This window comes from Caballeronia sp. ATUFL_F2_KS9A (assembly GCF_023630765.1).
GTDB classification, from domain to species: domain Bacteria; phylum Pseudomonadota; class Gammaproteobacteria; order Burkholderiales; family Burkholderiaceae; genus Caballeronia; species Caballeronia zhejiangensis.
Genome location: NZ_JALQEK010000004.1, coordinates 1 through 12,543, shown reverse-complemented (window position 1 = coordinate 12,543; position 12,543 = coordinate 1). Strand labels below are relative to the sequence as shown.

The window sequence follows — 12,543 nt, the reverse complement described above, 5'->3', positions numbered from 1 at the left end:
CGCGCCTGCCGTAATCCGCGGTATGAACTCGCACACGCTCGACGCCCTCTCCGCCCTGACCGAAACGGTTGCCGTCCTCCGCCACGCGCGCGGCCTGAAGAATCCGCACGATTTCCCCGACGGCACGCCCGAGCGGCAACTCACCGCCGACGCCTTCGCCGAAGATTTTCTCCGCGCCCTCGATGCCGAGCCGAGCATCGGCGCGTGGTGGCGCATCTGATCGAAGCGTCACCACGGCAAGGTCGCGGCATCTATTACCGACGTCCGCGCGATCTGATTCCCCGAATCGGCAAATTCTGAGTCAAGTCTTCCTATTTGGCGAAACGTTTGCGCGCGGCTATCAAGTCGCGCCCGTGCGCGCCGACAACTCGCATATCGCCATGACCCAATCAGGAGATGCCAGTGAAGTGGGCAGCGTCACTTTTTGCCATCGCCGTCGCGCTCGTCGTGACCGGCTGCGCGCCGATGCCGGCCGCCAATACGGCTCAGATCGAAAAACCGGCGGCTTCCGCCGAGATCATCCGCTTCGAGATTCCCGCTGACGCGCTCGGCGCCCGCGACCCGCAACTCACCGCGATCCTCGCCAAAGCGGGCGCGCTCGCAGCCGCTCAAAAGCAGCCGACGACCATCCTCGTCACCGCGCTCGCGCAGGACTTTCCCTATCTCAATCAGGCGATCTGGAAAGGCATTCCCGCGCGACATGCGGTCAAGCTCAGTCTCGAAAACCTGACCGCCGGCGCGCGCCAGCCGTACAGCGTGTCCATCAAGCCGACGCAGGGAGGCTGACGCGATGCGCCCATTTCTCATCCTCGCGACTGCGCTGTTTTCGATGCACGCCGCCGCCGGTCCGCTCGACGTGAGCGCGCCCGCGTCCGTGCAAACGCTCGCGGCGCTCGGACCTGCCGCGCAGAAGGTCTATCCGCCGCTGCCGACGCTCGCAATGCTTCCGCCTTCCAGCGGCGAAGAAGACGATGCGCCTGCCAAATCCGCGAGCAAGAAAGCGAAGAAAACGCGCCGCGTCGCCGATTGCAAATGCAACGGACCCGAGCCGCGTCTCGTGGTGTCCGACGAGTCGCGCACGTATATGAAAGACGTCGAGCGCCGCATCGACATCGCGCTCGCGCCGTAATCGAAGGAGCCACGTTCCATGTTCCGTCCGATTTGCGCGGCGCTGGCCGCCTGCGCGCTGCTCGCCGCGTCGCTCGCGCCGCGCGCCGCTCACGCCGACGATTGCTTCGAACAGGCCGGCGCCTATCAGGGCGTCAATCCGCTTGTGCTGCGCGCGGTCGCCTGGCGCGAATCGAAAGGCGACGCCGCCGCGCTCAACCGCAACGCCAACGGCTCGATCGATATCGGCCAACTGCAGATCAACTCGATCCATTTTCCCGATCTCGCGCGTCAGGGCATTCCGCATCGCGCGCTCGCCGATCCGTGCGTCAACGTCTTCGTCGCCGCCTGGCTGCTCAAGCAGAAGATGGTGAAGCACGGCAACACATGGCGCGCGATCGGCGCGTATCACTCCGAATCGCCGAAACATCGCGACGCCTATGCGCGCAGCATCCAGCAGATTCTCGTCAACTGGGGCGAGTTGCAGCCCCAGATGCGTTGAGGGTGCAACTCGGCCATCGGCTCAAAGCTGGCTCATGCCGCCGTCGATGATGATCTCCGTGCCGACGATGAAACCCGATTCCGGCGACGCCAAATGCAGCACCGTCGCCGCCACTTCGCTCGACTTGCCGAAGCGGCCGAGCGGAATCTGGCTTCGAAGCTGCGCGGCGGCTTCATCGATGAGGCCGAGCTTGTCGTGGAGCGGCGTCGAGACCGGACCGGGACTCACGACGTTCACGCGCGCGCCGCGCGGCAGCAATTCCGCCGACAGCGTCTTTGCGAGCGACACGAGCGCCGCCTTGCTCGACGCATAGACCGATGACATCGGCATGCCGATATGCGCGTTGATCGAACCGTTCAGCACGATCGACGCGCCTTCGTTCAGCAAGGGCACGAGCGACTGGATCTGGAAGTACGGTCCTTTCACGTTGATCGCGAAGGTTTCGTCCCACGCTTTTTCGTCGATGTCCGTGAACGGCCCGAAGGTGGCGACGCCCGCGTTCACGAAGATCGCATCGAGCCGGATGTTCGCATCGGTCAATGCTTGCGCCAGTTCGCGCGCAGCGCTTACCGTGCCCGCCACGTTGCGGATCGCGATGGCGTTCGCGCCGAGCGACTCGCGTGCCGTCGCGAGCGCGCTTTCATCGCGGCCGGTGATGACGACGCGCGCGCCTTCCGCAGCAAACGCCTGCGCTGCCGCGAGACCGATGCCGCTGTTGCCGCCAGTGATCAGAACTGTCTTGCCTTCGAAGCGTTTCATGACGTTCTCCTTGTGAACGTTGCAGGGTGTGAAGGCATTATGGTCGGACGTGCGCCCTTTTCCGTACGACGCGGCCGGCGCACTCGTTCGATATCGTCGAACGAGTTTTTGTCTGAGTGAGGCGCCCCACAGATGCGCCTTGAAGCGAACGCGATCGCCTCCTAGAGTTACGCAGTTCCTTCCCGACAGGAGGCGCATCATGCAAGACGCCCAACGCGGCGCACAGCCCAATCCCGAGCGGCTGCTGCAAATGGGGATGGCGTTCTGGGCGTCGAAGACGCTGCTTTCGGCGGTCGAACTCGGCGTGTTCACGCAACTGGCGACCGGCCCGCGAACGGCCGACGATCTCGTGCAGGCGCTGGCACTGCATCCGCGCGGCGCGCTGGATTTCCTCGATACGCTCGTCGCGCTCAACCTGCTCTCGCGCGAGGGCGGCTTCTACGCGAACGCCGACGACGCCGATTTCTTCCTCGATCGCAACAAGCCTTCATATGTCGGCGGATTGCTGGAAATGGCGAACGCGCGCCTCTATCCGTTCTGGGGTTCGCTCACGGAGGCGCTGCGCACCGGCCTGCCGCAGAGCGAATCGAAGCACGGCGGCAACGTCTTCGAGACGCTCTATAGCGACCCGGCACGTCTGCGCGGCTTTCTCCAGGCGATGAGCGGCGTCAGCATGGGCGCGGCGCACGCGATCGCGCGACAGTTCCCGTGGAGCGAGTACCGCACGTTCATCGATATCGGCGCGGCGCAGGGCGCGTTGCCGGTGCAGGTGGCGCTTGCGCATCCGCATCTGACGGGCGGCGGCTTCGATCTGCCGGTGGTGGGTCCGGTCTTCGACGCGTACGTCGCCGCGCACGGACTCCAAGACCGGCTGCGCTTTTATCCCGGCGATTTCTTCAAGGAGCCGTGCCCGTCGGCGGATGTGCTCGTGATGGGGCACATCCTGCACGACTGGGATCTGCCGCAGAAGCTCGAACTGCTCGCGAAGTGTCATGCGGCGTTGCCGGAGGGCGGCGCGTTGATCGTGTATGACGCGATCATCGACGATGAGCGCCGTCAGAATGCCTTCGGGCTTCTGATGAGCCTCAACATGCTGATCGAAACGCCCGGCGGCTTCGACTACACCGGCGCGCGATGCTGCGCGTGGATGCGGCAAGCGGGATTCGCGACGGCGCGCGTCGAACCGCTCGTCGGCGCGGAGTCGATGGTGATCGCGACGAAGTGAGCGGGCCGCGCGCCTGAACGCTTCGTCAGCGGTCGTTCGACATGCCTTTCAGGCGATCGTTGCCGGCGTCGCGGGCGGCGTCGGCGGTGGAGAAATTCTCTTCGGAAACCAGCGCGCGCTTGACCTCGCGCGCCGCGAAATCGACGAGCGTGATGACCCAGACGAAACCGCCCGCCTGCTCCGCGGTCTGCACGAATGCGCGCAGATCGCCTTCATTCGACGATGCCATACCGACCTCCTCGTTCAAGTTGATGCGCCCTGCCGGCCGCGCGAGACGCGTATCGACCGGCGATGCGATGCGTCGGCTGAACGGGCGCTAACGGGCGGCAGCCGGCCGCCTTCAGGCTTCAAAATCGAGACCGCCGAAGAGCACCGACGGTTCCGCCTGCGAGCGCGTCGCGAGATCGACCTCGCGCGCGCCCTGCCACGCATCGAGCTTCGCGCCGATGGCGTCGAGATAACGCAGGAATCGAGCCTCGCCGCCCGCGCCCATCAGCCGTTCGATCTCGTCGTCGTCCCAGGTCAGAAATACGTTCAGCGGGTACGGATAAACGCGCCGATGTTCATCGCCCTGTCGCGGTGCACGTTCGGCGCTGACATGCAGACGTGTCGGCACGGCCGGGCTTTCGTAGCCGAGGATGTCGACGCGCACGCCGTGATCGACGACGCGCGTCACACGTTCCACGATGCGCGGCATGAATTCGGTTTCGAACCGGAGCGCCTGTTGCCGGTTCAACGGGCTTCTCCGCGAGCGCTCGACTGCATCAACGGCATCGTCAGACGGCGGGCAAGTCTTCGAGCGATTTCTCGATCTGACCGTCCTGCACGCGCGCTTCGATGCCGATGTGTCCGTTCGTGTAAGGCAGCGCGCTGACTTTCGGGCCGAGGAAGGCGCGGCCGCCGAGCTTGAAGAGCGTGCGGACTTCCTTGCCGCTCTTGATGGCGTCCACGACCTGCTGGACATCCACGATGGTGGTGGGCGCGGCCCAGTCGTTCGTGGCCGGATCGAAACTGCCCCAGCGCACGCTGGTCACGCGGTCGTTGACCCAGCGCACACCGTCGATCGCCAAAGTAGCCATGTCTGCCTCCGATGCCGTCGTTGGGGTGATCTCGAAATCCTAGCATTGTTGGACGAAGGCGGCTGACGTTTGCGCGGGCGAAACGGTCGGCCGGCGCGAACAAACTGCCGCGCTGCGGTAAAATCGCGGATTCCCCTTGAAATTCAAGCGGTTCGCATGAAGGTGCGGCCGCCGTCGCCCATGTCAGCCGTATCGAAGATCAGTCCCCGCCGCGTCTCCGTCGCACCTATGATGGATTGGACCGACCGCCATTGCCGGTCCCTGCATCGGCTGGTATCGCGTCATACGTGGCTCTACACGGAGATGGTGACGACGGGCGCGCTGCTCTACGGCGATGTCGCGCGGCATCTCGCGTTCACACCCGCCGAAGCGCCCGTTGCGCTGCAGCTCGGCGGCAGCGAGCCGGCCGATCTCGCGAAAAGCGCGAAGCTCGGCGAGCAATGGGGCTACGACGAGATCAACCTGAATTGCGGCTGCCCTTCCGAGCGCGTGCAGCGCGGCGCGTTCGGCGCTTGTCTGATGAAGGAGCCGCAGCTCGTCGCGGATTGCGTGAAAGCGATGCGCGACGCGGTGTCGATTCCGGTAACGGTCAAGCATCGCATCGGCGTCGACACCGTCGAGGAATATGAGTTCGTGCGCGATTTCGTCGGCACGATCGCCGATGCCGGCTGCGAAGTGTTCATCGTGCACGCGCGCAACGCGATCCTCAAAGGCTTGAGCCCGAAGGAGAATCGCGAGATTCCGCCGCTCAAGTACGAATATGCGTATCGGTTGAAGCGCGACTTTCCGCAACTTGAGATTTCGATCAACGGCGGCATCAAGACGCTCGATGAAGTCGAGGAGCATCTCAAGCACGTCGACGGCGTGATGCTCGGGCGCGAGGCTTATCACAATCCGTACGTGCTCGCCGGCGTCGACACACGCTTTTACGGCGCGGATACGCCGGTTCCGTCGCGCGAAGAAATCGAGGCGGGACTCATCGACTATGCACGCGGCGAACTGACGCGCGGCACGTATCTCGGCGCGGTGACGCGGCATGCGCTCGGGCTGTATCGCGGCGTGGCCGGCGCGCGCGGATGGCGTCGCGTACTGTCCGACAATCGCCGTCTCGCGAAGGGCGATCTGACGATTTTCGATGAAGCGCGGGCTCACCTACGCGAGGCGGTGGAAGCGCTCGATGCATGATGCGTGGCCGTCGGAAAAAGATGCTAAAAGGGACTAGGCAAGCGCAATCATTGTTCGTATAATCTCGCTTCTTGATTGCTGCAGCGGTTTTGAAGCAGTCGAGATCGCGGTAACAGTGGTGGCTGTAGCTCAGTTGGTAGAGTCCAGGATTGTGATTCCTGTCGTCGTGGGTTCGAGTCCCATCAGCCACCCCACCGAGAATTCATGCAAAAAGCCCAGTCGAATGACTGGGCTTTTTGCTTTGCGGCTTCTGATTCGGACGCCCCTCGGGCACGCGCCGTGCACATCGAAAGTCTCCCCTTGGCGGAGACTCATCATGTCCCGACATCACCTCGCAACAGCCGCCCTTCTCCTCGCCACGACCTTCGCGACCCAAGCCCAGACCGCGCGCCCCGACGAGAGTGCCTCAATGGTCAAGCCGCCGGGCGCACCCGGCGCGCCGTCCGCGAGCGCCACCCGCCCCGACAATCCCGACAACATGCCGGTGAAGCGCCCGAATCCACCGCAGAACAGCGATCGCATGCTGCATCACAGCCCCGCGAGCGACGCGATCGCGAAATAACCCGCAACGGCCCCGAACCCGCGCTGGAAGCACGCGCGACGCCACTATAATGGCGCTCGTCACGATAATCGGAGCCTACCGCGTGCTCATGCTCCAAGCGGTCTAGCCAATGCAAAAAGTCATTCTGCCGTTCGTTTCCGGTTTTCTCGCCGCACTCTTTTTTCGCGAATCGACCCTGGCGCTGTTGCACGCAGCCGGTCTCGTCGATCCGGCCGGCTTTTCCATCGCACCATTTGTTCCGCTCGGCATCCCGGAATTCATCGCGAATGCGCTGTGGAGTTCGATCTTCGGCGTGCTGATGGCGTGGCTGCTGCGCGTCGCGCCCGAGCGCAGCGCGCCCTGGATCGGCGCACTCGTGTTCGGCGGCATCGTGCTGACGGCCGTCGGCGTATTCGTCATCGATCCGGCCCGCGGCATCTGGCCGAGCGGCAACATGCTGCCGCGTCTCGCGCCGAACTTCATCGCCAATGCGATCTGGGGCTGGGGCGCGCTCGTCTTCATGCGCGCGTTCATGGCGGGTCACGAGCCGCACTGACCCGCCGCCGGAAACGAAAGCGGCCCGCGCGGGCCGCGTTTCACAGCGTCAGTCCTTCAACAGCCGCAGCGGATGCGCCGCGGGCGTCCACGCGCTTTCGAACATGCGATCGACATCGGCGGCGTTCACATCCTCGGCGCGCGCGATCTTCCAGCGCGGCTCGTTGTCCTTGTCCACGATGCGCGCGCGGATGCCTTCCAGCACATCGCCGCGCTCGAACATCGTGCGCGTCAGATCGAGATCGCGGCGCAGCGTCTCGGCCATCGTCGAGAATTTCGCGCGATCGACCTGCTGCAACGCTACATCGACGGACAGCGGCGAGCGCTCGCGCAGCTCGGCGGCCGTGCGTTTCGCCCAGTCGTTGCCGATGTCCGCCTCGCGTTCGAGCGACGCGAGGATCGACGCGCCGTTGCCCGCCGCGAAGTGCTTGTCGATCATCGTGCGCGCGGCGGCCAGCTCGCCCTTTTCGGGAATCGGCGCGACCTTGTACTTCGTCGTTTCGTTCTGCACGAAGCGCACGATCTCGACGCCATCGAGAAAGCGCTGATGCCTGAGCGATTCGATGAGGCCCGGCAGCGCGCCGTCGTCGAGGTAAGCGTCCGCCATGCGGGCGTACAGCGCGTCCGCGGCGGAAAGGCTCGCGCCCGTCGCCGCGAGATAACGGCCGATCGCCCCGGGCGTGCGCGCGAGGAACCAGCTCACGCCGACATCGGGAAAGAGACCGATGCGCGTCTCGGGCATCGCCATCTTCGTCGATTGCGTGACGACGCGCAGGCCGCCCGTGTGATGCGCGCCCTGCGAGATGCCCATGCCGCCGCCCATCACGACGCCGTTCACGACCGCGACATACGGCTTCGGGAACGTGAAGATCGCGTGATTGAGCTTGTATTCGTCGGTGAAGAACGCGTCGATCGCCGCCCGGTCGCCCGCCTGCGCGGACTCGTACAGAAAGCGGATATCGCCGCCCGCGCAAAACGCGCGCACGTGCGGGCTATAGACGATGACGGCGCGGATCGCCTGATCGTGGCGCCACGCGCGCAAAGCCTCGCTGATCGCGCGCAGCATCGGCGGGGTCAACGCGTTGAGTGCCTTCGGACGATCGAGCGCAATGAAGCCGATGCCGTTGGCGGTGTCGATACGGATGTCTTCGGTGGTCATCGTGTTGAAGTGTCGGGTCGATTCGCTGAGATGAATCGAGGTTCGGTTCGGTTGGCCGGCGCGAACCACGCGTCGAGCGACAACTCGACGAGCGTCGTGGCCGGCGTCTCGGGCAGCGCCGCGCCGGTCAGCTTCAGCGCGACGATGCCATGCAGATTCGCCCACAGGCCTTCCGCGCACGCGAGCGGCGCGGCGTGCGCGGGCAGCCGGTCGGCGGCACGCAATTCGGCGAACGCGTCCGCGATCAGCGAAAGCGTCGCCGCGCCTTGCTCCGCCGCGTGATCGTCGCCTTTGCGCTGGGCCTCGGCGACTGCCTGCGCGGACTCCGTGTGCTCCATGAACATCAGCCGATACGTCTCGGGCTCGGCCAGCCCGAATTCGACATACGCGCGGCCCATCGCGTTCAGGCGCGCGGCCGGATCTGCAATCGATGTATGGGCGAGGAACGCGTCGCGCAGACTCGCGTGCCCTTCCACGCGCAACGCCCGCGCGATATCGCCACGGCTCTTGAAGTGAAGATAGAGCGCGGCGGGCGAATAATCGATCGCCTCGGCCAGCTTTCTCATCGATAGCGATGCAAAGCCTTCGCGCTTCACGATCTCGCGCGAGACCTCGAGTATGCGCTCGCGCAGCGCCTCGCGCTGCTCGCGTCTTTGCTCCGTGCGGCGCTCTTGCGAACCCATGCGAGGCATTGTCGGCACCGCCTCTTTCGAAGTCAAATTGCGACGCGCGGGCGCGCGCTCAGACGGTCATCTTGCCGTCGTCGTCCCGTCGCGAAGCCGCGCGATAAAGCGGCTCGTCCGAGTCGCGCAGCACGACCGACGCGAACACGATGCACAGCGCAAGAATCAGCACACCAACGGCTGCCCAGATGAGCCATAGCGCATTGGACTCGACAAGTGAGTGAAGAAAGGATTGAAGCATGACGACCCCGCGCGATTTTTATATTTGACCGCCCAAGCGCATGGCGTTGAGCAAGTAATGTGCCGAGCGAATCGCATCGCGTGCGGCGAATAGATGGATGGTACTCCGTTGCGCGATCACGCGGAAGGAGGCGCGGCGTGTCCCGCGCGAATAAAGAGGCGGCGCGATGCAGGTCTTACATCGCGCCGTGTAAGAGATGAACGAAGGTGCGTCAGACGGTGACGCGCCCCGGCGGAAAGTGTCCGCTTTTCAGGAGCACGGGCATGCCGTTGGTCACGCGCAGATGCTCCCGCGCGACCGCTTCGATGCGCGTGCGGCCCGCATCGAATGCGTCGATCCAGCCGGCGCTGTCATAGGTCTGCGCGCCGAAGTGATCTTCGAGCGCTTCGACCGAAATGGCGCACGGCACGCGCCGGCCATCTACGATCGCGGCGAACTCGACGGTCAGGTTGGAATCGCGGTAATCGGGCGCGTCCGGAAGGAATCGGATATTCATGATTGTCTCGTTGCTGAAGACGTTCAAGCGCTGGAATCACTTCTATCGCTGCGTTCGATGCGGGTCCGCTCGCGGCGCCGCGAACGATCGCACGAATCGATTCGGCGACTATGGTACTCGCGCTCGCGCCGCGCGGTCCAGCGCCGCGCCGCTCATGCCGCGAGCACGGATTCGTCGACATCGACGACGAGCAGCGAGCTTGCAAGCGGATCGGCATAGTTGAAGTCGAGCAGCCGGCTCATTTCGCGCACGCGGTCGCACACGCGTTGACGCGCATCCAGCGACAGATGCGGATAGTCGCGCAACACTTGCGCGTCGAATCGGTAATGCACGCCCCACGAGACATTGCCCGGATGATTCGCCACGCCGCCCGTGCGCCAGCTCACGAAAAGCGCCGGCGTCGGCTCCGCGCCGATTTCCGCGACGTCCGCGCCGCTCGGAAACAGATCGATCAGGCTGTTCGCGACGTCGTACAGCACGGTATGTCGAAGATGAACGGGGCGCATCACGTCGATTGCAGCAAGCGGTCGATGTATTCGCGCGCGGCCTGCTCGACGTGTGCGAGCGCCTCGTCTTCGGTTGCGAAGCGCCGCTCGGGACCGAGATCGACGAGCGCTTCGAAACGATGGACATCGTCCGGGCCGCCGCGCGCGAGGCTCACCGAGCCGACATAGATCGGCGCTTCACCGTCGTTTTCGCCGTGCGACTGCACGAGCCGCGCCGAAGCGCTGATGTAATACCCACGATATGGCCCCGTGACTCGTTCTGCCATGGTTTTGCCTCCGTTCAATTGGCCGCGCATGCGCCGGTTTTCGCCGATATCGGCGGCAATTTCAACCGAAACGCCAGATGAATAAGGCGCGCGATCCGGAAAATAGTTCATCGGGCGGCTTGACGCGCGTACGGGCGCTCTCACGGTTTGATCGCAAGCTTCGCGCCCGCGCGGGTTGCGCTAACAACCGCTTACGTGTCGCGTAAGGCGCGTATGGGACAATGCGTCTCTCAAAAAACGCGCCCTCGCCGCGAAGCTCGAGGCACTGCGGCGCGCATCGCAATTCGCTCTCACGAGGTAAAGATGAAGGAATCCGGTCGGCGCTTGCGCCGTATCTCCGCACGCGTCGCGACGCTCGGCGCTGTCGTCGCGATCTCGGCTCTCGGCGCGTGCGCGTCGTCGAACGAAGCATCGCTCATCAATCTGCCCGATGGACAGACCGGCTACGCGGTCAACTGCAGCGGCGCCGACGCCGGATCGAGCTGGGCGAGCTGCTACGTGCTCGCCGGCAAGAAATGCGGCGCGACCGGTTACGACATCGTGTCGAAGGACAACGAGGAAGGCGGCCCGACCGGCGGCGGCATCAGCAACGTGGTCTCCGCGAACGTCAAGAACCGTTCGATGATCGTGCGTTGCAAGTAAAGCGCATCAATGCGCGCTCATCTTCGAGAAGGCGTTGAGCACGACCACGCCGGCGACGATGAGACCCATGCCGAGCATCGCGGGCAGATCGGGCGTCTGTTTGAAGAGCAGCGCTGCGACGAGCGTGATGAGCACGATGCCCGCGCCCGACCACACCGCATACACGATGCCGACGGGCAACGCGCGCAGCGTCAGCGACAGCAGATAGAACGACAACCCGTATCCGGCCACGACGATCGCGGCGGGCAGCGCGCGCGTGAAGCCATCGGAGGCGCGCAGCGCGGAAGTCGCGATGACTTCGGCGACGATCGCGATGGCGAGAAGCACATAAGCGGTTGAGCGCATCGGCGTCGGGGCTCTCTTTTAGTCGCGTCCGAGAGACAGGTCGCCGAAGTTCTGGCCGAGCACGGCGCATAGTGCTTCGACCACAAGCTGATGGTCGTCGCGCTGCGGAAGTCCCGACACCGCGACGGAACCGATCACGCCCGCGCCCTGCACGCGCAGCGGGAATGCGCCGCCGTGCGTCGCGAACGCTTTGGGATCGAGCGTGTACTTGTCCGCGAGCGTCGTGCCGGCCTGTTGCAGCGTGAGGCCGATCGCATACGAACTGCGGCGGAAATGCTCGACGGTGCGCGACTTGCGCTCGACCCAGCGCGCGTTGTCGGGTGTGGTGTTGTCGAGCGCTGCGTAGAAAAGCTGGCGCCCGAAGGTACGCACATCGATGACGATGGCCGCATCGCGCGCCAGCGCCATCTCGCGCAATTGCGAACCGATTTGCCACGCGTGTTCCGAGTGAAATTGCGGGAACACGAGCGTGTGCTCCTGATGCGCGATGGCTTGCAGAACGTGGGGAATGTCCATGGACGGGTCCTTTGGCGTGCTTGAAGCGAAGATGGTGGGTGTGGAGGAGATTTTCGCACGCGTGGGGGAAGGCGCGATGTCTGCGTTGGTCGTGAAGGAGTGGAAATGCGACTTGGGATTTGGAAGTCGAGGACGACGTTGATGCGACAAGCCTGACCGACCAGGCTGATTGCGACCCCAGAAACCGAACGCGACGGACGCTGCCTGCGCGACAGCGAATGTGTCGTCTGCGAGCATTGCGGACACAGCGGGTTTCTCAGCCACCTACGACCGACGCCTTGTTTGTCTCGCGCAGCATCGTGACCATCAGTTCTTCCGTGAATCGGCTCTTCTTCATGACTTCCATATCTCGGTTGGAAGCCATTTCTCAGTTTCGGTTGGCCCAAACTCACCAGGCAAGGCAACGAAATCAGGTTATACGGTAATGCGATCAGGCTCACGTTTCGACAGCGGCTTGACATCGCTCCGAATCAGCGCCGGCATCGCTCACTTCATGAAGTTGCAATGCTCGCGCGTAGCGGGCTACAGCGGGCCAGCCGAATTCGTCTGCCTGAGCATGCAGTTGACGAGTTAAGGATCACTCTTCCGAGGGGCGCTCCGAAAATTGTCATTTGGAAAGCAACCCGCCGGCGCTCTTCGAGAGCGAACTTGCGCTCGCTTTGGCGCTTGTGAGCGCGTCGGTCGCCGTGTTGACGCTCTGCGCCGCCGCTTTGCTCGCGGCGGCGGCTCCCGAGAC

21 protein-coding genes and 1 tRNA gene are annotated in these 12,543 nt (G+C 64.3%); 10 read left to right on the top strand and 12 right to left on the bottom strand.

The features are described from left to right. Positions 1-22 precede the first annotated feature (22 nt). The 4 genes from NCS67_RS05735 to NCS67_RS05720 all read left to right on the top strand — a co-directional run bounded on the left by NCS67_RS05735 (position 23) and on the right by NCS67_RS05720 (position 1,609). Complete coding sequence (locus NCS67_RS05735) at positions 23-220, top strand: hypothetical protein (RefSeq protein ID WP_008349923.1); 198 nt, start codon at positions 23-25, stop codon at positions 218-220. Positions 221-396: 176 nt separating this feature from the next. Then, positions 397-786: a hypothetical protein gene (locus NCS67_RS05730; protein WP_244808046.1), complete on the top strand. Its 390-nt coding sequence runs from the start codon at positions 397-399 to the stop codon at positions 784-786. A gap of 4 nt (positions 787-790) precedes the next feature. Then, complete coding sequence (locus NCS67_RS05725) at positions 791-1,129, top strand: hypothetical protein (RefSeq protein WP_250434637.1); 339 nt, start codon at positions 791-793, stop codon at positions 1,127-1,129. Positions 1,130-1,147: 18 nt separating this feature from the next. Beyond that, entirely contained in the window at positions 1,148-1,609 is a 462-nt protein-coding gene (locus NCS67_RS05720) for a lytic transglycosylase domain-containing protein (RefSeq protein ID WP_008349929.1), read from the top strand. A gap of 21 nt (positions 1,610-1,630) precedes the next feature. Here NCS67_RS05720 and NCS67_RS05715 read toward each other — a convergent pair whose 3' ends face one another. Beyond that, positions 1,631-2,368 carry an SDR family oxidoreductase gene (locus tag NCS67_RS05715; protein ID WP_008349931.1) on the bottom strand — a complete coding sequence of 246 codons (738 nt, stop codon included), beginning with the start codon at positions 2,366-2,368 and terminating at the stop codon, positions 1,631-1,633. 199 nt (positions 2,369-2,567) lie between these two features. On the opposite strand from NCS67_RS05715, the gene NCS67_RS05710 reads away from it, so the two are divergent. Beyond that, positions 2,568-3,593: a methyltransferase gene (locus tag NCS67_RS05710; RefSeq protein WP_250434636.1), complete on the top strand. Its 1,026-nt coding sequence runs from the start codon at positions 2,568-2,570 to the stop codon at positions 3,591-3,593. Positions 3,594-3,618: 25 nt separating this feature from the next. On the opposite strand, the gene NCS67_RS05705 is transcribed toward NCS67_RS05710, so the two are convergent. The 3 genes from NCS67_RS05705 to NCS67_RS05695 all read right to left on the bottom strand — a co-directional run bounded on the left by NCS67_RS05705 (position 3,619) and on the right by NCS67_RS05695 (position 4,672). Continuing rightward, positions 3,619-3,822 carry a hypothetical protein gene (locus tag NCS67_RS05705; RefSeq protein ID WP_008349934.1) on the bottom strand — a complete coding sequence of 68 codons (204 nt, stop codon included), beginning with the start codon at positions 3,820-3,822 and terminating at the stop codon, positions 3,619-3,621. Between the two features lie 111 nt (positions 3,823-3,933). Next, the gene (locus tag NCS67_RS05700) at positions 3,934-4,329 is read right to left on the bottom strand and encodes a DUF5594 family protein (protein ID WP_008349935.1); all 396 of its coding nucleotides are present in this window, start codon (positions 4,327-4,329) and stop codon (positions 3,934-3,936) included. 40 nt (positions 4,330-4,369) lie between these two features. Further along, the gene (locus NCS67_RS05695) at positions 4,370-4,672 is read right to left on the bottom strand and encodes a hypothetical protein (protein ID WP_008349936.1); all 303 of its coding nucleotides are present in this window, start codon (positions 4,670-4,672) and stop codon (positions 4,370-4,372) included. 180 nt (positions 4,673-4,852) lie between these two features. On the opposite strand from NCS67_RS05695, the gene dusA reads away from it, so the two are divergent. The 4 genes from dusA to NCS67_RS05675 all read left to right on the top strand — a co-directional run bounded on the left by dusA (position 4,853) and on the right by NCS67_RS05675 (position 6,954). After that, on the top strand, positions 4,853-5,857 hold the full coding sequence (gene dusA / locus NCS67_RS05690; RefSeq protein ID WP_250434634.1) for a tRNA dihydrouridine(20/20a) synthase DusA: 1,005 nt from the start codon (positions 4,853-4,855) through the stop codon (positions 5,855-5,857). Between the two features lie 118 nt (positions 5,858-5,975). Continuing rightward, positions 5,976-6,051: transfer RNA gene (locus NCS67_RS05685), tRNA-His, on the top strand. Between the two features lie 122 nt (positions 6,052-6,173). After that, positions 6,174-6,419 (top strand): hypothetical protein, encoded by a 246-nt coding sequence (locus NCS67_RS05680; protein ID WP_033535750.1) that lies wholly within the window; start codon positions 6,174-6,176, stop codon positions 6,417-6,419. A gap of 109 nt (positions 6,420-6,528) precedes the next feature. Continuing rightward, a complete protein-coding gene (locus NCS67_RS05675; RefSeq protein ID WP_250434632.1) occupies positions 6,529-6,954 on the top strand; it encodes a hypothetical protein in 426 nt (141 codons plus the stop codon). A gap of 48 nt (positions 6,955-7,002) precedes the next feature. Here NCS67_RS05675 and NCS67_RS05670 read toward each other — a convergent pair whose 3' ends face one another. The 6 genes from NCS67_RS05670 to NCS67_RS05645 all read right to left on the bottom strand — a co-directional run bounded on the left by NCS67_RS05670 (position 7,003) and on the right by NCS67_RS05645 (position 10,304). Beyond that, the gene (locus NCS67_RS05670) at positions 7,003-8,112 is read right to left on the bottom strand and encodes an enoyl-CoA hydratase/isomerase family protein (protein WP_034473621.1); all 1,110 of its coding nucleotides are present in this window, start codon (positions 8,110-8,112) and stop codon (positions 7,003-7,005) included. After that, complete coding sequence (locus tag NCS67_RS05665) at positions 8,109-8,804, bottom strand: TetR/AcrR family transcriptional regulator (protein ID WP_250434629.1); 696 nt, start codon at positions 8,802-8,804, stop codon at positions 8,109-8,111. Before NCS67_RS05665 ends, NCS67_RS05670 begins: the two co-directional genes overlap by 4 nt. A 49-nt stretch (positions 8,805-8,853) precedes the next feature. Further along, on the bottom strand, positions 8,854-9,036 hold the full coding sequence (locus tag NCS67_RS05660) for a hypothetical protein (RefSeq protein ID WP_008349944.1): 183 nt from the start codon (positions 9,034-9,036) through the stop codon (positions 8,854-8,856). A 211-nt stretch (positions 9,037-9,247) separates the two neighbouring features. Further along, positions 9,248-9,532: a DUF1488 family protein gene (locus tag NCS67_RS05655; protein ID WP_008349946.1), complete on the bottom strand. Its 285-nt coding sequence runs from the start codon at positions 9,530-9,532 to the stop codon at positions 9,248-9,250. A 152-nt stretch (positions 9,533-9,684) separates the two neighbouring features. Further along, positions 9,685-10,038, bottom strand: a complete 354-nt coding sequence (locus tag NCS67_RS05650) for a hypothetical protein (RefSeq protein WP_250434753.1) — start codon at positions 10,036-10,038, stop codon at positions 9,685-9,687. Beyond that, positions 10,038-10,304: a hypothetical protein gene (locus tag NCS67_RS05645; RefSeq protein ID WP_033535792.1), complete on the bottom strand. Its 267-nt coding sequence runs from the start codon at positions 10,302-10,304 to the stop codon at positions 10,038-10,040. The genes NCS67_RS05650 and NCS67_RS05645 overlap by 1 nt, the downstream gene beginning before the upstream one ends. A 303-nt stretch (positions 10,305-10,607) precedes the next feature. Here NCS67_RS05645 and NCS67_RS05640 point away from each other — a divergent pair, with 303 nt between their 5' ends. Continuing rightward, positions 10,608-10,946, top strand: coding sequence for a hypothetical protein (locus tag NCS67_RS05640; protein ID WP_008349952.1), 339 nt, complete (start codon positions 10,608-10,610; stop codon positions 10,944-10,946). Positions 10,947-10,952: 6 nt separating this feature from the next. Here NCS67_RS05640 and NCS67_RS05635 read toward each other — a convergent pair whose 3' ends face one another. Both NCS67_RS05635 and NCS67_RS05630 read right to left on the bottom strand, forming a co-directional pair. Next, complete coding sequence (locus NCS67_RS05635; protein ID WP_008349954.1) at positions 10,953-11,291, bottom strand: DMT family transporter; 339 nt, start codon at positions 11,289-11,291, stop codon at positions 10,953-10,955. A gap of 18 nt (positions 11,292-11,309) precedes the next feature. After that, a complete protein-coding gene (locus NCS67_RS05630) occupies positions 11,310-11,807 on the bottom strand; it encodes a heme-degrading domain-containing protein (RefSeq protein ID WP_034473617.1) in 498 nt (165 codons plus the stop codon). Positions 11,808-12,543: the final 736 nt, after the last annotated feature.